General features: G+C 56.3%; 15 protein-coding genes. 9 read left to right on the forward strand and 6 right to left on the reverse strand.

Annotation, left to right across the window (positions count from 1 at the left end):
- Positions 1-334: 334 nt before the first annotated feature.
- The 4 genes from CO670_RS28150 to CO670_RS28165 form a co-directional block, all read right to left on the reverse strand.
- Positions 335-1,117, reverse strand: a complete 783-nt coding sequence (locus CO670_RS28150; RefSeq protein WP_245426038.1) for a carbohydrate ABC transporter permease — start codon at positions 1,115-1,117, stop codon at positions 335-337.
- A gap of 137 nt (positions 1,118-1,254) precedes the next feature.
- Positions 1,255-2,220 carry a sugar ABC transporter permease gene (locus CO670_RS28155; RefSeq protein WP_245426041.1) on the reverse strand — a complete coding sequence of 322 codons (966 nt, stop codon included), beginning with the start codon at positions 2,218-2,220 and terminating at the stop codon, positions 1,255-1,257.
- Positions 2,217-3,665, reverse strand: coding sequence for an extracellular solute-binding protein (locus CO670_RS28160; protein WP_097593259.1), 1,449 nt, complete (start codon positions 3,663-3,665; stop codon positions 2,217-2,219). The genes CO670_RS28155 and CO670_RS28160 overlap by 4 nt, the downstream gene beginning before the upstream one ends.
- Positions 3,666-3,698: 33 nt before the next feature.
- On the reverse strand, positions 3,699-4,811 hold the full coding sequence (locus CO670_RS28165) for an ABC transporter ATP-binding protein (RefSeq protein WP_097593260.1): 1,113 nt from the start codon (positions 4,809-4,811) through the stop codon (positions 3,699-3,701).
- Between the two features lie 622 nt (positions 4,812-5,433).
- Between CO670_RS28165 and gloA the strand changes: the two genes are divergently transcribed.
- From gloA to CO670_RS28185, 3 genes are all read left to right on the forward strand, one after another.
- Positions 5,434-5,844 carry a lactoylglutathione lyase gene (gene gloA, locus CO670_RS28175; protein ID WP_097593263.1) on the forward strand — a complete coding sequence of 137 codons (411 nt, stop codon included), beginning with the start codon at positions 5,434-5,436 and terminating at the stop codon, positions 5,842-5,844.
- A 116-nt stretch (positions 5,845-5,960) separates the two neighbouring features.
- Positions 5,961-6,914, forward strand: coding sequence for a C-terminal binding protein (locus CO670_RS28180; protein WP_176539039.1), 954 nt, complete (start codon positions 5,961-5,963; stop codon positions 6,912-6,914).
- Positions 6,915-7,122: 208 nt separating this feature from the next.
- The gene (locus tag CO670_RS28185) at positions 7,123-8,532 is read left to right on the forward strand and encodes an FAD-binding oxidoreductase (RefSeq protein WP_097593278.1); all 1,410 of its coding nucleotides are present in this window, start codon (positions 7,123-7,125) and stop codon (positions 8,530-8,532) included.
- A gap of 112 nt (positions 8,533-8,644) precedes the next feature.
- Here the strand turns inward: CO670_RS28185 and CO670_RS28190 are convergent, their stop codons facing one another.
- Together CO670_RS28190 and CO670_RS28195 are read right to left on the reverse strand one after the other, a co-directional pair.
- A complete protein-coding gene (locus tag CO670_RS28190) occupies positions 8,645-8,974 on the reverse strand; it encodes a hypothetical protein (protein WP_245426044.1) in 330 nt (109 codons plus the stop codon).
- 105 nt (positions 8,975-9,079) lie between these two features.
- Positions 9,080-10,738, reverse strand: coding sequence for a GMC family oxidoreductase (locus CO670_RS28195; RefSeq protein ID WP_097593265.1), 1,659 nt, complete (start codon positions 10,736-10,738; stop codon positions 9,080-9,082).
- A 652-nt stretch (positions 10,739-11,390) separates the two neighbouring features.
- Between CO670_RS28195 and CO670_RS28200 the strand changes: the two genes are divergently transcribed.
- The 6 genes from CO670_RS28200 to CO670_RS28225 all read left to right on the forward strand — a co-directional run bounded on the left by CO670_RS28200 (position 11,391) and on the right by CO670_RS28225 (position 19,917).
- Positions 11,391-12,761: an aminotransferase class III-fold pyridoxal phosphate-dependent enzyme gene (locus tag CO670_RS28200; RefSeq protein ID WP_097593266.1), complete on the forward strand. Its 1,371-nt coding sequence runs from the start codon at positions 11,391-11,393 to the stop codon at positions 12,759-12,761.
- Positions 12,762-12,831: 70 nt separating this feature from the next.
- The gene (locus tag CO670_RS28205; RefSeq protein ID WP_097593267.1) at positions 12,832-14,907 is read left to right on the forward strand and encodes a hydantoinase/oxoprolinase family protein; all 2,076 of its coding nucleotides are present in this window, start codon (positions 12,832-12,834) and stop codon (positions 14,905-14,907) included.
- A 112-nt stretch (positions 14,908-15,019) separates the two neighbouring features.
- Positions 15,020-16,759 carry a hydantoinase B/oxoprolinase family protein gene (locus CO670_RS28210; RefSeq protein WP_097593269.1) on the forward strand — a complete coding sequence of 580 codons (1,740 nt, stop codon included), beginning with the start codon at positions 15,020-15,022 and terminating at the stop codon, positions 16,757-16,759.
- Positions 16,760-16,813: 54 nt separating this feature from the next.
- Entirely contained in the window at positions 16,814-17,233 is a 420-nt protein-coding gene (locus tag CO670_RS28215) for a nuclear transport factor 2 family protein (protein WP_097593270.1), read from the forward strand.
- A gap of 81 nt (positions 17,234-17,314) precedes the next feature.
- On the forward strand, positions 17,315-18,901 hold the full coding sequence (locus CO670_RS28220; RefSeq protein WP_097593271.1) for a GMC family oxidoreductase N-terminal domain-containing protein: 1,587 nt from the start codon (positions 17,315-17,317) through the stop codon (positions 18,899-18,901).
- A gap of 128 nt (positions 18,902-19,029) precedes the next feature.
- Positions 19,030-19,917: a fumarylacetoacetate hydrolase family protein gene (locus tag CO670_RS28225; protein WP_097593272.1), complete on the forward strand. Its 888-nt coding sequence runs from the start codon at positions 19,030-19,032 to the stop codon at positions 19,915-19,917.
- Positions 19,918-20,132: the final 215 nt, after the last annotated feature.

Raw genomic sequence — 20,132 nt, forward strand, 5'->3', positions numbered from 1 at the left:
AAAAGGCCTTCGATTGTCAGAAGCGGATATGTTGTCCGCAAGGACAGCAAGTACGAATTGTTTCGGAATTTGACCCAGATCCATTCTCAAATATCGGCACTCTCCGTGACGCATCGAACTTAACATCGCACTCATAACCCACGACATTTAAGAATTACGCTGGACAAACTCTGTGATTGGCCTGGATGCTCTCGTCAAGTCGTTTGTCTATCCGAAATGGGCCGCTAAAACAGCGTAGCGATCGGCGAATTGGCCGAGGCCTCGTTGTAAGCGCCTCAACGAACTCCAATCCGGGAACTTCTCTATTCATCGAAACGCCGTTTTCTCCAGCCGATTATTTTACGGCGCCGCCGAGCGAGAACCCTGCCTTGAACTGGCTGGCCATGCCTAAGAATAGGAGAATGACCGGAAGGGAATAGATGATCGAGTATGCCGCGATCGCGCCGTAGTCGATCGAGTTCGATCCCATGAAACCGAATAGGTGTACCGGCGCCGGCTGATCATCGAGACTGTTGATCAAAACCACCGGCATCAGGAAATTGCCCCATGCATTTACGAAGCCGAAGATCGCCGAGGAAGCCAGGCCCGGTTTAGTCAGCGGAAGGATCACTCTATATAGAATCTGTAGGCTGCTCGCCTGTTCGAGAATGGCCGCTTCCTCCAGCTCCGCCGGTATCGCGTCGATGAAGTTCTTCAACTGGTAAATCTGAAAAGGGATCGCGGTTACGCCAAGCAAAATTCCAGTCGGGATGATGGATAACCAGCCGAGTGTTGCAAACATCTTGTAAACGGGCACGATCAAGATCGAGATTGGCACTCCGGACAAAAACAGTACAGTCAATAGAAGTGGGTTCTTGAAGGGAATATTGTGCTTCGAGAATGCGTAGGCGGCGATAAACGCCGCGGCCGTACCAACCAGAGTCGCGACCGTCGATAAAATCAGACTGTTGCCGAGTGCAGCAAGGTTGTCTGCCTGAAAGGCAACCCAGTAATGCTCGGCTGTCAATTCCGGGGCTCTTAACTGGTTTGTCGCACCTTTGTCCACCGATGCGAGTACCATCCACATCATGGGCAACGCGAAGAAAGCTGCCAGAACGAGTGCGGTGCTATTGCTCAAAACTCGATCCGCAGTAATGCTTTTTGGCTTATTGAGTTTCAGTCCCAAAGGGGCTCTGGAACCATGCGCAACTGAGAGTGTCTGCATTCCTGATAACCTTTCACTAAGGTCTGAAGTCCTGACGAAAGGATCCCAAACTAACGACGAGTCTTGGTGGCCCAAACGAACAGGCCCCCGAGAAGCGCGGAGAGGAGCACCATGACATTTCCAAGAAGCGCGGCGTAGCCAAGGTTGTGAAACTTGAAGCCCTGCAGGTACGTATAGACGGGCAGAATATTTGTATCATTGCCCGGCCCCCCGCCCGTCATCAGATATATCAGGGTAAAATTGCCGAACGTCATTAGCATCATCAGCAAAGCGCAGGTGATGATCGTCGGCTTGAGCATGGGTAAGGTTATTCGTATCAACGTCTGCGCCGACGAGGAGCCCTCCAGCTGCGCCGCTTCCATCAGGTCGCCCGGTATGTTGCGAAGAGCAGCCGAAAACATTGTCATTGCAAGGCCTGCGAGTGACCAGGCGTTAGCCGTGGAAACAACCGGCATGGCGTGCTGGTAGAGAAGATCAAGGCGCATATCGCCTGCCAGCATGGCAATGAGACCCGACTGGGTGCTCGTCGCCATCCAAAGGAAAGCGATCGTCGTGGGAGGAAGCGTCCAAGCCAGGATGGCCGCGGCACTGCTGATCCATCTGATGGGTGCAAGACAATCCTGCAACGCAAGGGCCAAAACAAGACCGAGCGAAGTCGTTGCGATTGCGCCCGATCCAACCACGAATATCACAGTGAGCCAGAGGGATTTATAAAAGACCGCGTCGCCGAGAAGAAATGCGACATTGCTGAGCCCCGTGAAACGATAGTTGAACGCATGGATACCGATAAGCTGCAGATTGGTGAAGCCGAGATAGATCGCAAAGATTACCGGGCCTAGAAAAAACGTGCCGAGCAGCAGCGCCGCCGGAGAGAGCAAGGCAAAGCTGACTGGATCCACACGAGGTTCATCCAGGCGTATGCGTGCGCTTTCCTGGTTGACTCTACTCCCTTCCGCCTGGGAGCCGGTCGGGGTGACCGGCTCCTGGTTGGCGCTCAATGAGTGCTTTGAGGTCAAGGGAGGGTCTCCAATTTATCCTCGCCCACCTGAGTTGCCATGTAGGATCGGAGTATTTCGACGCCTTGGTCGATCGTCGTCTCTGGCTTCAGCACCATTGCTTGCGTAGCCTGTTGGAAGGCGTTGCCCCAGATGGGAAACTCCGGCTGGGAAGGCATGGCTCTCGAACTTGAAGCCAGGTCGGCGAAGGCCTTTTGGAAGGGTGCTCGACTGAGAGCAAGATAGCTCGCATCGTTCGTCAGCCCTGACGTGGGCGGAGCAACCGCCACCCAGGCTGCGATATTCAACATATTTTGCTTTTGCTGCATGATATCGATTGCAGACCAAGCAAGTTCAGGATCGGACGGGTCCTTGGACATCGAAAGGACGACCCCGTTGAAGCTTGCCCCTGTGCCGGGTGCCTGACCTTGTGAAGTCGGCACTTTGGCGAAGCCGATCGTTTCTTCCTTGTCATCCCAGCAAGGGGCACAGATATCCTTGCTCCAGAAAATCGGGATCCAGTTGCCGGTAAGCGTGATACCGAATTTGTGACCGTGCAGAGCCTCCGCGGGATGCGTGGCGCCATTGGGATCCATAATCTGCGAGGTGGGAGCGAGGAGACCTTCGGCGGCGGCAGTCTTGTAGAACTCGAGGACTTCCCTGATGCCCTTGCTGTCGACCACCCATTTCTTGGTGGCCGCGTCGTAGATCGTCGGCGTGCTGGATGCGGACAGTAGAAGGCCAGGCCCCGCCACTACGCCGAAGGTGCCTTGCGACGTGCCGGTTATGACATAGAGCGGCGAAGCATCGGGAGACGTTTTTTTGATCGCTCGCGCGGCATCAAGAATGTCATTCCAGCTCTTTGGGCTCCAATCCTTCGGCAGCCCGGCCTTGTCGGTCAGCGTGCGGTCAAAAAGAATGCCATAGGTATTGATGCCTTGCGCGACCGAGTAGACTTGGCCGTCATACTTTCCCGCATCCCTCACGGCATCCGGGGTATCCTTCCACCATGGTGTGTCGGCAACTTTGTCATCCATAGGCGAAAGAAGGTCGCTCCCGGCGAACTGACCTACATTGATGTCGAAATATTGGATCACATCAGGTTTGGTGTCGGGCGAGTTGTAGAGCAGGCTCAACTTGGTGATAAAGTCATCATAAGAGCCGGGAACTGGTATCAGCTCCATTGTATCGCCCGGATGCTTCTTCTCGAATTGAGCCTTAATATCGGCGAACCATTTTTGAGCAAGTTTGGGATCAGCGAAGGTCCAGTTCAGACTGAAGGCCACCTTCACATTTGCAGCGTGGGCGGCGTTAACACATGCGCTGGAAAAGCCCGTTGTGGCCATCAGAGCGGCCAAGGCGTAGTTACGCAATGCTCGTTTGACAGCCGTTCGATTGCCATTTGGCTGATCCGCGGCCTGATGATCCCTTCCGCAGGAAGCCGATCCAATTCGGTATGTCAACATAAACTCATTCTCCCAGTTTGATTTGCGTTCCGTTTAGTTATTGTTGGCCGGCCTGACCTTTAGGCTCGCTCCGGTTCCCGCATCGAAGAAATGCAGATCCGCAGGATCAAAGATCAAATCGACCGTGTCTCCGCGCCTTACAGGAGCAAAGCTCGGAAATTTCGAATTCACTTCTGTTCCCTCAACGTCGACTACAACGAACGTATCGGATCCCGTCGTTTCCAGAGATGTCACGACGCCCGTGATCTTTTGGGTGCATCGAGAGGGGGCATCTTTCACCCATTGAATTTCATCTGGACGGATACCCAATTCGATATTGTCCGACACTCGATCCCGAACAAAATGACGTGCTTCCATGGAGAAGGTCGTGCCCAAGCAATGTATGTTCACTAGGCCTCCGTCATCGCTTACCCTGGCCGGAAGAACATTCATGCGCGGGGAACCAATGAACATGCCCACGGCTTTGCTAGCCGGTGCGCGATAAAGCTCCGCGGGGGTTGCAACCTGAAGTATGCGGCCGTGATCGAATACCGCTATCCTGTGTCCCATGGTCATCGCTTCGACCTGATCATGCGTGACATAGACTGCCGTGACACCCAGCTGCCGCTGCAACTCCGCAATCTCGGTGCGCATATGCGTTCGCAGGCTCGCATCGAGATTTGAAAGAGGTTCGTCGAGAAGGAAAATGCGCGGCCGGCGGATCATCGAGCGAGCGAGAGCCACACGTTGACGCTGTCCGCCAGAAAGCTCGCTCGGGAAGCGGTGCAGCAGCGCCTGAAGGCCGACAAGTTTTGCAACCCTGTCGATGCCCGCGGCGATCTCGGATTTATTTTCGTGACGGATTTCTGGACCGAATGCCAGATTTTGGCGAACCGTCATATGCGGGTAAAGCGCGTAACTCTGGAAAACCATCGAGATATTGCGGCGTCCGGGCGACGTTAGCGTGACGTCCTCGTTGCCAAGCAAAATCTTACCGAATGTCGGGATTTCCAGACCCGCAAGCATACGCAGGGTCGTCGTCTTTCCACAACCGGAAGGCCCAACGAACACCATGAACTCGCCGTCCTTGATTTCAAGATTAAGGTCTTCGATGGCTGTGTGTGCACCAAATTGCTTCCAGACATTCGCGAAGGTGACGGAAGTCATAGGCTCTCCTTCAGAGGGTCGTCTTGTTGATGAAACTGAATGAGCCGAAAGGCCAACCTGCGTTTGGAGCGCTTGCGGATGCGTGCCCAGCTAAGTCGCCATAAGGCGTAAGACCCAACTTCTCTCGCCCTCATTCCCCTTTTATTGGATGCAGTGAACAACATGATCCAATCTAATGTCAAGAGGATCATGTGATCCACTTTATTTTTTATTGCTTCGGCTGCGCGCTGTCGCCTCCAGGGGCAATGCAGGACGATCGTGAAGCGATTGGGAGAGGGGCTTCGAAAGCGGGCAAGACTCTCAGCCATGGCTAGTGCATGGCCAATCACAGCAATGGCTTTCGGGGATTTCGTCTCTCTTTAGATGCGACTCCAGAGCAGAGAGGATCTTGCGAATGACAGCCTACATTCCCCCTGCCATTGGCGACAGAGCAGAAAAGAAGCATGGATCAGATGATCCCATTGACACAACAATGGATCATAGTGTTCACTGAGTTCAAGTTTGTGCGGCCGTAGCGATGGTTTTTCGGCGCAGGCGAGATTTCGTTTAGCGTCGCCAAGGCGCGCTTGGGACGCAGGCCTTTTTCTGACAAGCAATACGAAAAAATCGAGAGGAAAAGACGATGAGTGAGCCCAAGTTTCGGGTACTGCATACAATGGTGCGAGTAAGGGACCTTGACAGGTCGATTGATTTCTACACGCGGCTCCTGGGAATGAAGTTGCTGCGCAAGTTGGAGTATCCCGAAGGCAAGTTTACACTCGCATTCGTGGGTTATGGTCCGGAAGAATCCCACGCGGTTATCGAACTGACCCACAATTGGGATCAAGAAGCCGCATATGATCTCGGCACTGGCTATGGGCACATCGCACTCGGCGTCAGGAATATCTACAACATCTGCGATGAGTTGGCGGCGAATGGAGCGCGGATTCCTCGACCCGCAGGACCCATGAAGCACGGCACGACCGTGATCGCCTTTGTCGAGGATCCCGATGGGTACAAGATCGAACTTATCGACCTCGATACAATGAGCTGAGCTTCGCCAGAAGCTCAATCAACTTTCGAACGGTCGTTGTGCGAGTCCCGGCATCGGTTGCGAAACGCAGCCGACCGCGCCTACCCAATCATGTCAAAATGCGGAGAAAAGATAAGATGACTATGGCAAACGAGGCGGGGATCATCCTGGTCGCTCCCCATCGCTTCCCGAACGTGAACAGGGAGCGTGCATTAGCTGAGCGCTTCGGCAGAAAGATTGTGGTTGCCGAGGATCAGGCGTCATTCCGCAGTCACATGCCGGACGCGGAGATTGTCATGGTCACACCTTACGCCAAGATGACGGCGGAGGAATTCGGAATGTTGCAGCGCTGCAAGGCGGTCGTGCGCTACGGCGTCGGCTACGATAACATTGACGTCGCGGCAGCAAACGAAGTCGGCGTGCCCGTGACCATTGTTCCCGACACGGCGTCCGAAGAAGTCGCGTCACATGCATTGGCAATGGGGTTAAGCCTGGCGCGGCGCATTCCGCACGGTCAGGCAGCCATCCGCGCGGGCGAGTGGGCAGGAGTGATCGGCCTGGATGCGCCTAAACTGTCGAACCTTCAGGTCGGCGTAGTAGGGATGGGCCGCATCGGGAGGCTAGTCGCGAAATGGTGGAGCGCGATCGGCGCGAAGGTCCATGCCTTTGACCCGATGTCGACCTTTTCAGACGTCGCCGTAGCTAACCTGAAGCAGGTACTCGAAGAGTCGGATGTCGTCTCACTTCACCTGCCTCTTACCGCGGACACCCGCCACCTGATCTCGGCCGACGTATTGGAGCGGATGCGTCGCAATGCAGTGATCATAAACGTTTCCCGCGGGGGCTTGATCGATGAGGAAGCGCTCGCCGTTGCTCTTCGCGCAGGCACTATTGCCGGCGCAGGACTTGACACGTTTGCACAGGAACCTTTGCCGGCGGCTCATCCGTTGCGCGACGCGCCGAACACGATATTCACCCCGCATGTTGCCTGGCGTTCCACCACGTCATTGGATGCATTGCAGGAACAAGCCGTGGAGAGGGCGCGGCGGGCGCTCCAGGGAGAAGCCCTTCCAGATCTTGTAACGGGGTGATGTTCTGGCCGCTCATGAACAGCTTCGTCCTCCTCAGGAGGATATTGGCTCAAGCTCCAGGACGCGGCGGGCCACAGACCACGAATACGGCCGGCGCTGGTGGCGGCCGTATTGCGTTTAAGGGTACACCGCACGGCCTGCGATTGTCGCCCGCGATATAGCTGGAATGCAGGTGCAAGCTCAAACTTCGACAAGCGGGGAGTTCGTGATGCAACATATCGACAGCGTGCTATCGACGCTGCCTGGGGAGGTGGTGACCACGGATCAGGATATCATATCCTCATACCTCACGGATTTTCGCCGACAGTATATCGGATCGACGACCGCCGTGTTGCGTCCACGCAATACGGCCGAAGTTCAGGCGATTATCCGTGCGTGTGCCGAGCACAAGGTTGGTATTGTACCCCAAGGCGGCAACACGAGCTATTGTACGGCAGCGACCCCGAGCGCCGATGGGCAGGAATTGCTCATCAGTCTGGAAAGAATGAACAAGCTCCGGGAGCTCGATCCTGCAAACCTCTCGGTCACTGCAGATGCAGGCATGATCCTAAGCGATCTGCAGCAAGCTGCCGATGTCGCGGGTCTCTTGCTACCCCTCGCTCTGGGCTCACAGCAATCCTGCCGCATTGGCGGCAATCTCTCCACCAATGCCGGCGGCATTAACGTCATCCGATATGGCATGGCACGCGACTTGGTGCTCGGGCTTGAAGCCGTGTTGCCGGATGGCTCTCTGTTTAGCGAATTAAACCCGCTCCGGAAAAACAATTCAGGCTATGACGTGAAGCAGCTTTTCATTGGGGCTGAAGGAACGCTCGGGATCATCACGGGCGTTTCCCTTAAACTGGTTAGGAAACCGCGACAGACGATTACTGCCTTTCTGGCCATACGCGACATTGCTTCGCTCGCCACCATCCTCGATGCAGCCCAAACACAAAGTGGAGAAGCGATTACATCATTTGAATATATTTCCAGCACGTCTTTGAAACTACTCCTCGATGCCAATCGCCACCTTCGAAATCCGCTCCAGCAGGAAAGCGCGCATTATATCATTCTCGAGGCCGCGACTGCCTCTCCAATTTTAAACCTCGAAGAATGTATTAGCGCGCTACTTGCCGAGCTCTTCGAAGCCGATTTGATCAGCGATGGCACAATTGCCGCAAGCCAGCGGCAACGGGCGGACCTCTGGCATTTGCGCGAAAACATTCCTGAGGCCGAGGTTTATCACGGCGGATCGGTCAAGCACGATATCGCCGTGCGAACGTCCCGCCTTGCAGAGTTTATCGAAACGGCGTGCCAGCTCGTTCACAGCTATCGGAGAGGTTCCATTCTGTCAGTCTATGGCCATGTCGGCGACGGTAACGTTCACTTCAACATCGTTCCTCCTGATGGGACAGATAAGACAATTTTCAAACGCGGCGTGGAGGAGGACATTTCTCCGGAAATTTATAGGCTCGCGTTCGAAATGGGGGGGACGTTCAGCGCTGAATATGGGATAGGGCGCACCAAGCTCGACCTGCTTCAGCACTACGGTGCTGAAGGAAAGATCGCGCTGATGAAGCGGATAAAAACGTCGATCGATCCGTACAACCTGCTCAACCCTGGAAAAGTAATTCCTTGATTTCAAAATTACGCTCAGAGGCGTTGCAATCGGCTAACGCCTTCTTTGCTTTCTGCCGCTGAGTGGATCGAACGGAAGTCGCAAGTACGGGGTTCAACGTTTGCCACACCGGTTAGATGGACTCGCACCCTGCCGGTACGTCAAGGTAAACCGCTCCTCTTGCTTGCACTCGCTCAACCGTCTCCATGATCTCGTCGTAATCCGGGGTCTCGTACAAAGCTTCCTGTCCCGGATACCGCAACTTCCGGGTGACGGCTTCGTCCAGAAAGAAGGCCCCCGCGATCAGGAAAGATATCGTGTAGAAGTCGTCGGCACCGAGAGCGCGGATGGTGCCCAACGGGTCGCGTGGACGGTCCTCAGGCAGACGCGACAACGCCTTGAAGAACGACGGCGCCATATCGTCGCGCTCCTTCAGCGCCCGGGGTAGCAGACGATCCAACATGCCGGCTTCCGTGGCCGAGGGCATGCCGAACTTGGGGTCTGAGGGGATCAGGGCATCTGCTACCCACGCGATTCTGGTCCTAAAGTCATCAATGTTAGTCATGGATTAGAGTCCAGCTTTCCGCGCTTCAGCAGTCCGACTGACCGGCTGGGAGCGTCTGTTTTCAATGATAGATTCAGCATTCCGCAATGCCAGCGCGGTCACGGTGCCGGTAGGGTTGACCGCACCCGAGGTCGGCATGACGCTTCCGTCCATGACGAAGAGGTTTGGCACATCATGCGAGCGTCCAAACGAGTCGACGACCGACGTGCGTGGATCGTTGCCCATTCGCACCGTTCCGAGTATGTGCCAGCCGGTCTCGCGCATCAGCGGTGTTCCCGACACTTCATAGGCGCCCGCTTCCTTCATCGACTCTGAAGCGCGCAACAGATTGAAATCCAACAGATCTAGGGTATTTTGCGATGCCTTGTATGTCACCTTCACTGCGGGCATGCCCTGGGCGTCGGTCACATCGGGATCGAGGGTAATCATGTTGTCCTCACTCGGTAGGTCTTCTGCCATGATTCCCCAATAAGCCGAACGACCGAACCGCTTGTGTACCGTTGCATGGAAGTTATCGCCCCAGACGTCGGCATTGCCGCCCCAAGGCCAACTGCCTACCGACGTGAGGGGACCACCCATTCCCATGAGCTGCCATTTTGCTCCTCGGTAGAAATTGGTCTCTTTGCGGGTCTCAGCAAATTCCAGCGAATAGGCGCGTTGACCGTAGGGTCCTTGCCAATTCTCGAAGAAATCGTCGAACAGACCGCTCACGGTACCATATGGGTGCATCATCAACCGCTTGCCCACCAGCCCGGACGAATTCGCCAATCCATTTGGATGGTCGTTCGAGGCGGAATTGAGGAGCAGCCTCGGCGTGCCCACGCCGTTAGCCGAAACGATAACTGTACGGCCCGGCTGAAAATGCGTGGTTCCTGTTTCCCGATCCACATAGGTGACACCCGTGGCGAGACCGTCGGATCCTGTTTCCACGCGCAAAACTCGTGCGTTCTGGACAAGTTTCACACCAAGCTTGATACAGGCGGGCCAATGCGTCCGGTCCACTGACGCTTTGGCTCCATCGAAACAGCCCCACGTACACGCACCGCGCCGCACACAAGGCAACAGCCCATTATGTTTCACGGTCGCGATGGAGTTGCTGCCTGGCCACCAATGCCAGCCAAGCCGGTCATGGGCCGCGGCGAATTTCCGTTCCATCGCTCCCATGGGAAAGGGCGGCAGCGGGATGTCGAAACCTGGCGGATAAGCCGGGTCTCCCCCGACACCGGATACCGCGAAGTCGTTCTCGACCCGGGCGTAAAAAGGTTCGAGCTCCGCATAGCTGAGAGGCCAGTCGTCGGCGATTCCGTCCACCGTGCGCACTCGAAAATCGCTCGGCTTAAGTCGATGCCAGGCAGCCGCGTAGAGTACCGAACTGCCGCCGACACCGTTCCACATCAATGGCTCAATATCGGCATTGCTGACGTCGATCGGATAGTCTGAGGGCGCCTTGCGACGATTTGGGTTTGTGGCAAAATGCTGTTGTTTTGTCAGTTCGAACTCGAGGCCGGAGTGTCGAAGTTTCGTGTAGTCGGGATAACCACCTTGCTCGAGACAAACGACGGACATACCTTCTTCTGCGAGCCGTTTTGCAGCCACCGCTCCGGAAGGCCCGGCGCCGACAATCACAACGTCATACACGGATGTTCGGCTTTCGTTGGCCATTTGCCTGACTCCTTAATATCTGTCCAGTACGTGCCCGGCGGCGCTTCATATGCCGAGTAACATCTCGCGTCGCCGTGGAAACGCCGATTTTAACCGCCGTCTAATTCGGGAGCTTGCAGCGCGATGTCATTGAATAAGTCGGCTGATCCGTAGCCTCCCGATTCCTTGACGTCCTAACGGCAACTGCGCTCCATTTCGAGTTCGGCAAGCCATAGTGAACACTATGATCCATTATTGTGTCAACAGGATCAAGTGATCCTATCAAATATTTTGATTTGAAACTTGGGCCGCTGGAGCACCAGCGGCCGCGCTCATCAAAATATCCAGGAGCACGCTCCGTAGCTTCCATTGTTCAGCTGCAGGGTCGTCTAGCTCATGGCTTAGAATCGACGGTCGATCCATGACGTGAAGCTGCGATAGGTAACTGCAGGTCGGATCATATGACGTGCAAGAGAGCGGTCAATCAGGTCGACCGCCAGATGAGCGCAGCAGCCGCTCGAGACGCGTGCAATCCCTTCCGTCATTGCGATGGTGGAATGGGAGCTCTCCCACCCCCAATTATCAAAAACGAATCTGGATCACATGATCCTGTTGACATTGAATTGGATCATAGTGTTTATTGCTCCTCACTCAAGAATGGATGGAGAACAGGATGAAACTTGGCTCAGGGCAGAGCACTGACGAAGCAGGCTCCGTTATCGGCAAGCGCTCCGAAGCCGCCTATATGAGAGAACGGAAGGTGGTCCCGGGTGGGTCAATGCGAGCGGCATCTTGGCTCCAGCCGCACCCACCTTACGCCGCGCGTGGCGAAGGATGCTGGGTTATCGATATCGATGAGCGGCGGCTTCTCGATTGCGCAAACAACTTTTTCTCGCTCATCCATGGCCACGCCTTTCGCCCGGTTCTAGATGCGGTGCGCGACGCGATGACCACCGGCACCGCGTTCGGAATGCCGACGGAGAGCGAAATCCTTCTTGCCGAAGCGCTCGCCGCCAGAAGCCCACGGATGGAGCAGACCCGTTTTTGCAACTCGGGAACCGAGGCCGTGCTAGCCGCAATCAAGGGTGCACGGGGCCTGACCGGCCGGTATAGGATTGCCAAGTTCGAGGGCTGCTATCACGGAGCCTACGACTGGGTCGAGGTTAGCCTTGATCCAACGCCGTCGAATTGGGACGACGAGAATGGCAACCCTGCATCTGTTCGCTGCAATGCCGGCACACCGGAATCGGTTTTGCAAGAAGTGGTGGTCCTCCCTTACGACGATCCGCAGCGTTGCGCGGACATCCTTCGCCGCGAAGGGGCTACGCTGGCCGCAGTTATCGTCGATCCGAATGCCTCGCGTGCCGGCACGGTACCAATGTCGAAAGAAACAGCTGCAGTCATCCAGGATGCTTGCCGTCGTGATGGCATCATTCTCATTGCCGACGAGGTGATCAGCTTCCGTCTGTCCTATGAAGGAGCTTCCCCGCTTTTCGGTCTTGAGCCGGATCTGATTACGACGGCCAAGATCATTGGCGGCGGGTTGCCGATCGGCGCTGTCTCCGGGCGCGCCGAATATATGGCGGTCTTCGATCACTCCGCTGGCAAACCGAAAGTGTCAATGGGCGGCACGTTCAGCGCTAATCCGCTCAGCATGGCTGCCGGACTGGCCTCTCTCGAGCACTACTCGCGGCCGGTCGTGGAACGGCTGAATAAACTTGGCGACGCCCTGCGCGATAGAATTAGCAATGGACTTGCGGATGCTGGCGTGGCCGCAACGGTCACTGGAATGGGATCGCTGTTTCGGCTTCACATAGGCGCGGGAAAGGTTACCGGCTATCGGAGCGCATTTCCGACTGCGGAGGCTGCAAAGCTCATCCGTCGGATTCAGCTGGCCATGTTGAACGAAAACGTCCTGCTCACGCCGAACTGCTCCGGGTCGCTTTCCAGCCCGATGACCGAAGTCGAGGTCTTTTCGATAGCGGACAAGCTGGTGCACGTCGTCGAAAAGGAACTTGGCGCTTACCAAGGCTCGTCCAACTGAGACAAAAGGGTTCAGCAGCCTCTGACAGAGATATAAGGGAAATGGTGAAGCAACGATGAGTGGACAGCCGATGTTAATTGCACCCTACCGCGTCGGAGTTGATATCGGCGGTACCTTTACCGACCTTGTCATGGTTGATTCCAAAGGGGCCGTGCGTGCGTTCAAGGCGCCTTCGGTCCCATCGGATCCAACGGAAGGCGTGCTTTCGGCGATTCGACTGGCGGCCGATGCGTTGGCAATCGACGTTGAAACCTTCCTTTCCAACACTGAACTGTTTGTTCACGGCTCGACCATTGCGACAAACACCCTGCTTGAGAAGAAGGGTGCAAAGGTCGGGCTTCTGGTCACGGACGGTTTCCGCGATTCGCTGGAGATCCGACGATCCATGCGTGAGTATGTTTGGGACCATCGAAAGCCGTTCCCGGAAGTCCTGGTTCCCCGTTATCTGCGCCTCCCGGTCGTCGAACGACTCGAGCAAGATGGCACGGTCAGGATACCTTTCAATCCGGATTCTGTCGCGGCCGCTGCGCGCGTCTTCGAGGACGAGGGCGTCGAGACGGTTGCGATCTGCTTCCTGCATTCCTACGCAAATCCGGCCCACGAAAGAGCAGCCAAGGCAGAGCTGAAGAAGCTTCTCCCGAACGTCTGGGTCACCGCGTCGTCGGAAATCGCTCCGACGATTGGCGAGTATGAACGCACATCAACGACCGTCGTCAATGCTTATGTTGCGCGTCGTGTCGTTCCTTATCTCGAAAGCCTTTCGCAGCGGCTTTCCTCGCTTGGACTGAAGCGCAAGCTGCTGATGATCCAGTCGAACGGCGGAGCGATTTCCATAGATGAGATCGGTCAAGCGCCGGCCAGCCTCGTTCTGTCAGGCCCGGCCGCCGGTGTGGGTTCGTTGAAGTTTTTCGGTCAGGACACCGGGTCCGAGCACCTTATGTCGATTGAGATCGGTGGAACGAGTTGCGACGTTACGCTGATGGAACACGGGATGGTCTCAATGACTGACCAGATCGTGGTTGACGGCTACCATTTGAACATTCCGTCCGTTGATATCCACACCGTCGGCGCAGGCGGAGGCACGATTGCATCCGTCGACGGCGCCGGGCTCCTGAAGGCCGGACCGGAAGGCGCGGGCTCCACCCCCGGACCGGCATGCTATGGCCGCGGAGGTACACGGCCGACCGTGACCGATGCGCAGTTGGTGCTCGGCCGGCTCAAGCCAGGTCCATATGCTGGCGGAGTGATCACCTTGAATCTCGAGAAGGCCATCGAAGCGATCGAGACGCATGTCGCAAAGCCTCTTGGCCTCAGCGTCAACGACGCGGCGGCCGGTATCATACAGCTCGTCGAGCAAAATATTCTCCACGCGGTAGAGCAAGCCTCGCTCGAAAAGGGTTACAATCCACAGGCATTTACACTTGTGGCCTGCGGTGGGGCAGGCCCGCTCCACGGTCCATCGACTGCAAGGCTGCTCGGATGCTCAAGCCTCTATATCCCGCGCCTTGCCGGTGTGTTTTGCGCATTCGGGATGTGTAATTCCGACCTTCGCCATGACTACGTGCGAAGCTGGCTCAAGGATCTGGACAATCGCGAAAGTTCAGGCCCGGATCTGCTCGAAGCCGCTTTTATCGAGATGCAAGCGGAAGCGAGTGATGTTCTTGCGCGCGAAGGCTTCACAGGCCATAAGGCGCTTCTGAAACGCGCCTACGATCTTCGTTATTTTGGCCAGCAGTGGACTATACCCGTGGAATGCGCCTCGACGGATGCGGGGACGATGCGTGCAGCATTTGAGCAGGTTTATCAACGGCTTTTCGGTTATGTGCAGCCCGCAGGTGCGATTGAGATCGTCAATCTGCGATTGGCAGCGATCGGCAGGCTTGATGCGTTGGAAGTTGCTTCTGCTCCCGCCGCGGTGTCCGATCCAGTGGCCATTTCGCGCCGCCCGGTATGGGTCAACAAGGAGTTAGGCTTCGTCGAAACGCCTGTTTACGATGGCACGGCTCTGACCTCGCGCCAGCAACTGACTGGACCTGCGATCATCGAAGAAGCAACGACCACGCTCATTCTTGGGGCCGGCGACAAGCTGACGATGACCGAAGCAGGCAACTATCACGTCGACATTCTGCTGAGCGAGGCAGCATGAACAAGCGAAGCGTCCCTGGGCGCATTTCGAAAGCTGCTGCGTCTCTTGTGCGACCGCAGTCAAATGCCCCGAAACACGGATGGTTTATTACAAGAATTGATGAGGTCAAACCATGAGTACTGTTTTGTCTCCAGAATACGATCCGGTTCTCATTGCAATTCTGCAGCGACAGCTGGATCATATCAGCCTGCAAATGGGCACAATCATGACTCGGACTGCGCGCAGTCCAATCTTCAGCCAAAGCCATGACTTTTCGTGCTTCCTGAGCAATGCGGATGGCGAGACGATCGCGCAGGCGGACGGTTTGCCGATTCATTCCGGTAGTGGCGGATTTGCGGTGCGCGCGGTTTTGCGGGATTTTTCCGGGCGTATCGAGCCGGAAGACGTCTTTATTCTCAGCGATCCCTATGCGGCTGGCGGTAACCACCTGCCGGACTGGACCCTTATTCGCCCTGTTTTCGTGGAAGGCGAACTGGTCGGATTCTGCAGTAATCGTGCTCACCAGTCTGATATCGGCGGCGGCGCGGCTGGTACCTACAATGCCAAGGCGACCGAGATTTTCCACGAAGGAATTCGCCTGCCCGTCCTCAAGTTGATCGAAAAGGGCCAGTTGCGCGATGACCTGTGGCGCATGCTGCTTCTGAACTCGCGTTGCCCGGACCTGCTGGAAGGCGATCTTGGCGCGATGATCGGCTCCACACGGATTGGCGGCCAGCGCTTGGCTGACGTCATCTCCCAACTTGGACTCAAGAAGGGCCGCGCCTATCTCGATGCTCTTCTTGACTACGGCGAGCGGCGGATGCGTCAGGCCATCGCGGAGCTTCCTAATGGCGTATGGCATGCATCGGACTTCAGCGATACCGACTGCTTCGAGCTTGTCGATATCGAAACACGTATCAAGATGACCATCGACGAGGACACGATCACCTTTGATTTCACGGGTACGTCGCCGCAGATCAAAGGTTTCAAGAATAGCGGGATCGCCAACACACATTCGGCTGTCTATTGCGCTCTTTCCGCCTTTCTCGACCCTGCCATTCCGCACAACGAGGGCACCTACCGCTGCGTCAAGATCATCGCGCCTGAAGGAAGCGTCGTGAACGCGCGACCACCAGCACCAATGACGATGAATACGGTGTTTCCGGCGATCGACATCATGAATGCATGCTGGGGAGCTTTGGCACAGGCCGATCCCGAGCGTGCCTGCGCGGGATGGGGTAAGTCGGTGTTCGGCATCTCGTCGGGCACGAAGCCTGACGGAAACGTCTTTGTTCTTTATCACTGGCACGGCAGTTCCGGTGGCGGCGCAGTCAAGGGGCGTGACGGGTTTCCAACGTCCAGCCACCAGATGACCCTGGGCGGGATGTTCATCCCGAATGTCGAAACCTACGAACAGTCCTATCCGATCCGCGTGCATCGCTACGAAATGCGATGCGACACCGGCGGTGCTGGTCAGTACCGTGGTGGAACCGGCGTCGACTACGTGGTCGATGTCTTGGCGGGTGGAGAACACCTCCTGCGAGGCGAGGGCGCGCGCAAGAAGACAGCCGCGGGGGTCAACGGCGGACACTGGGGCGAGAAGGGCTCTATCAAGGCTTTCGATCTGGCGACAGGTGAAGAGCTATACTGCCCGCCCTATGGTGTCGAAGAGGTCAGACCGCTCCACCTGGTAATTGAAGCTACGGCCGGTGGCGGCTGGGGACACCCACACCAGCGTGACCCCGCCTCCGTCCTGCGGGATGTCCGCGACGGCGTCGTGTCCCGACAGGCGGCACTGGATATCTACGGAGTCGCGATCTCGGCCGACGGAAAATCCATTCTGTCGACCGAAGCGAGACTCATGACAGCATAGTTTGCCTGATGGTTCCGTGCGATGAAGTCCAATATAACGTTCAAGGGGAACAACATGAGTAAGAAGCGTGCAAAGGATATTCTTCGTGAGTATCACGAAGCCTGGTCGAGCGGCGATGTAGAAAAGGGCTGCAGCTACTATGCTGATAACCTCGTCGTGCACATGGGCGGAACGCACCCCGTTCTTTCCCGCGATTTCCATGGTGCCAAGGGCTTTGTCGAAGGCTGGGTGAACAAGGTCGCCGCCTATACCGACAAGTGGATCGTCGGCGGCGAAGCCGGACATGATGAACTGATCGCAGAGTCGGACGAGGCTATTTTGATCATGGTTCATGAGATTTGGGCGCGCGGTGACAAGCAGGTTCGCACCGACCGTCTCGCAGCTTACCGCTTCGAGAACGAGCAGATCGTGGAGTGCTGGTTCTGCGACATGCGTCAGGCAGAAGTTGATGCGTTTTTCTCGGGTATCCGATAGGCGGAACAGCCCTTGTCAGCGTCTCCTCATAATCATGGGCGGGGCCGTATGCGGTATTATTACTCAGATTAGGATAGTGTAATGCCCGATTTTATCGTGGTAGGCGGGGGATCTGCCGGGTGCGCTATAGCCGGTCGGCTAAGCGAGGATCCAGATGTATCTGTGACCCTGTTTGAGGCCGGGCCGAAGGACAACAATATCTGGATCCGTTTTCCGGTAACATTCTATAAATCCTTCAAGAGTTCCTTGCTTCATTGGTACAAGGTCGAGAAGCTCAAGCATCAAAATGATACTGAGCCACAGGTCGGACAGGCACGCGTTCTGGGCGGCGGCAGCTCGCTCAACGCGATGATCTATATGAGGGGCGCGCCGTCGGATTTCGACCGTTGGGTCGCCCATGGAGCAGAAGGTTGGGGCTACGGGGATGTGCTCCCGTACTTCCGCAAGGCAGAGAACAACGAGGTTTATTCGAACGATGCTCATGGTCAGGACGGGCCATTGAGCGTTTCGAACCAGCAATATACGTTGCCGCTGACCAAAGCCTGGGTAAAGGCCTGCCAAGAGGCAGGCATGCCCTATAATCCGGATTTCAATTCCGGTGAGCTACAAGGAGCGGGGCTTTACCAGCTGACGACGAAGAATGGTCGTCGGTGCAGTTCGGCCGATGCCTATCTTCGTCCGGCCCGAAAGCGCCGGAATCTCAACATTGTCACCGACAAACAGGTTACGAAGATCCTGGTTGACGGCGGGCGCGCCGTTGGCGTCCAATACGTGGAAAACGGCCGCGTTGAAACGATGCGGGCGGAACGCGAGGTTATCATATCCTCCGGGGCAGTTGGATCTCCTCGCCTTCTTTTGCTCTCAGGAATTGGGCCTGCCGCCGAGCTTCAGCGCTCAGGCGTTCAAGTGGTTCACGACCTGCCAGGCGTTGGGCAGAATCTGCAGGATCATACCGATTGCTTCCTGATTTATAATCTGAAGTCGAACACGAGCTACGACAAGTACAAGAAACTGCGGTGGCAGCTTGCCGCGGCGGCTCAGTATGCGCTTTTCGGCTCAGGGCCGATTACATCGAACATTTGCGAGGGCGGAGCCTTCTGGTGGGGCGACAAATCGGACCCCACCCCGGATCTCCAATATCACTTCTTCGCCGGCGCCGGCATCGAGGAGGGTGTAGAAACCACGGCGAGTGGCAACGGATGCACTTTGAACGTATATGCCTGCCGGCCAAAATCGCGCGGCCGAATTGCTCTTCGCTCAGCGGACCCGAACGTTCCGCCAATAGTGGATCCTAACTATCTCAGTCATCAGTATGACGTTGATCGGCTTGTCGATGGGGTCCGGCTTGGACAAGAGATCATGGAACAGTCATCGATGAAGAAGTTTGTAAGCGGATCGCATTTGCCGGCCAAGCCGTTGAAAACCCGCGCAGAGTTTGAGGCTTTCGTCAGGAAATATACGCAAGGAGCGTATCATCTGAGCGGTGCCTGCAAAATTGGAACGGACGAGTTGGCCGTGGTCGATCCTCAGTTGCGAGTGCATGGCATCGACGGACTCCGGGTCGCCGATACTTCCGTTATGCCGTTCGTGTCGTCGAGCAATCTCAATGCTCCTGCGATCATGATCGGTGAGCGCGCTGCCGACTTTGTGAAAGGGAACCGAATTTAGCTACGGGACGCGAGGCCCTCACAGGTCGACCGTGAACGGAGAGGTTCCGGTCTGCGGTCTTTGCCGACAGCTGAATGCTTTTTTCTCACTCTTGAATCGAAAGCACCAACATGGTGCGGGGAGGACCAATGAAACTGGTGACGTATGACTCGGCTGGCTCTTGGCGAGCAGGTGTTGTGGTGGATTCCTCGATTTTCGACGTGGATACGCTCCTCAAAAGCGAACGCGGCGAGAACACGAAATCTGTCTTGTCGGTGCGTGAATTGCTGCGGGAGCACGGAGCAGCACTGTCAGAGCTCGCCGGACAGCTCGCTGCTGCTGCTCGGAAGAATCCGAAAGCCGAAGTAGGGCCGTTTGGCAAGGTTCGGCTTGGTCCGCCGGTTACCGATCCTTCGAAAATCCTTTGCATCGGTCTCAACTACAACGACCATGTCGCCGAGACGGGACGCGCACTCCCGACACATCCCGACATTTTCGCGAAATTCGCCAGCACGCTTATCGGTCCTTTCGAGGAGATATGCTGCTCGAACATTACACCAAACCTGGATTTCGAAGGCGAGCTCGCAATCGTCATCGGTAAGGAATGCCGCTCCGTCTCTGCTGACGACGCGCTGGATTTCGTGGCCGGCGTGACCGTTTTGAACGACATCACGGCGCGTGATCTCCAGTATCGCGGAACGCAGTGGCTGGCAGGCAAGGCCGTCGACGGTTCGACGCCAGTGGGTCCCGCTCTTGTTACGCTGGAAGAAGTCGGCGATATCCAAGATCTCGATATTCGGACGCGCGTCAACGGTTCGGAGGTCCAATCATCCAATACGCATCTCATGATCTTTCCAGTGCATCAGTTGGTCAGCTACATATCGCATTTCCTGACCCTTTCTCCCGGCGATATCATCTCGACCGGAACCCCTCAGGGTATTGGCGCCAAGCGGCAGCCGCCATTGTGGTTGAAGCCGGGTGACATTGTAGAGGTCGAGCTGGAGAATGTAGGTATCCTGCGCAACACCGTTCGCTGACGAAGGGATACTGCGGCGGTCAATCCAAGGAGCTTAGTATCGCCCGTGTCATGAGCCGAGGTGTCCAGAAATCCATGACGATGGGTGCGCAATGCGTGCGTCCATGGCTCGTCCACGAACTGGCCGAAATAGACAAGCAATGGCGGATCGAGAGAGGATTGCGTAAATGAGAGTTCTGGTCCCAGTCAAACGGGTTGTCGACTACAACGTGAAGA

Origin of the sequence: Rhizobium sp. J15 (assembly GCF_002531825.1) — a bacterium.
Taxonomy (GTDB): Bacteria; Pseudomonadota; Alphaproteobacteria; order Rhizobiales; family Rhizobiaceae; genus Rhizobium.

What these genes read in the sequence shown, in the direction of transcription:
- CO670_RS28205 (WP_097593267.1), top strand. Translation starts at nt 12,832, where the DNA reads ATGTTAATTGCACCCTACCGCGTCGGAGTTGATATCGGCGGTACCTTT.
- CO670_RS28200 (WP_097593266.1), top strand. Translation starts at nt 11,391, where the DNA reads ATGAAACTTGGCTCAGGGCAGAGCACTGACGAAGCAGGCTCCGTTATC.
- CO670_RS28220 (WP_097593271.1), top strand. Translation starts at nt 17,315, where the DNA reads ATGCCCGATTTTATCGTGGTAGGCGGGGGATCTGCCGGGTGCGCTATA.
- CO670_RS28210 (WP_097593269.1), top strand. Translation starts at nt 15,020, where the DNA reads ATGAGTACTGTTTTGTCTCCAGAATACGATCCGGTTCTCATTGCAATT.
- CO670_RS28190 (WP_245426044.1), bottom strand. Translation starts at nt 8,974, where the DNA reads ATGTTGGATCGTCTGCTACCCCGGGCGCTGAAGGAGCGCGACGATATG.
- CO670_RS28215 (WP_097593270.1), top strand. Translation starts at nt 16,814, where the DNA reads ATGAGTAAGAAGCGTGCAAAGGATATTCTTCGTGAGTATCACGAAGCC.
- CO670_RS28225 (WP_097593272.1), top strand. Translation starts at nt 19,030, where the DNA reads ATGAAACTGGTGACGTATGACTCGGCTGGCTCTTGGCGAGCAGGTGTT.
- CO670_RS28165 (WP_097593260.1), bottom strand. Translation starts at nt 4,811, where the DNA reads ATGACTTCCGTCACCTTCGCGAATGTCTGGAAGCAATTTGGTGCACAC.
- gloA (WP_097593263.1), top strand. Translation starts at nt 5,434, where the DNA reads ATGAGTGAGCCCAAGTTTCGGGTACTGCATACAATGGTGCGAGTAAGG.
- CO670_RS28160 (WP_097593259.1), bottom strand. Translation starts at nt 3,665, where the DNA reads ATGTTGACATACCGAATTGGATCGGCTTCCTGCGGAAGGGATCATCAG.
- CO670_RS28180 (WP_176539039.1), top strand. Translation starts at nt 5,961, where the DNA reads ATGACTATGGCAAACGAGGCGGGGATCATCCTGGTCGCTCCCCATCGC.
- CO670_RS28195 (WP_097593265.1), bottom strand. Translation starts at nt 10,738, where the DNA reads ATGGCCAACGAAAGCCGAACATCCGTGTATGACGTTGTGATTGTCGGC.
- CO670_RS28185 (WP_097593278.1), top strand. Translation starts at nt 7,123, where the DNA reads ATGCAACATATCGACAGCGTGCTATCGACGCTGCCTGGGGAGGTGGTG.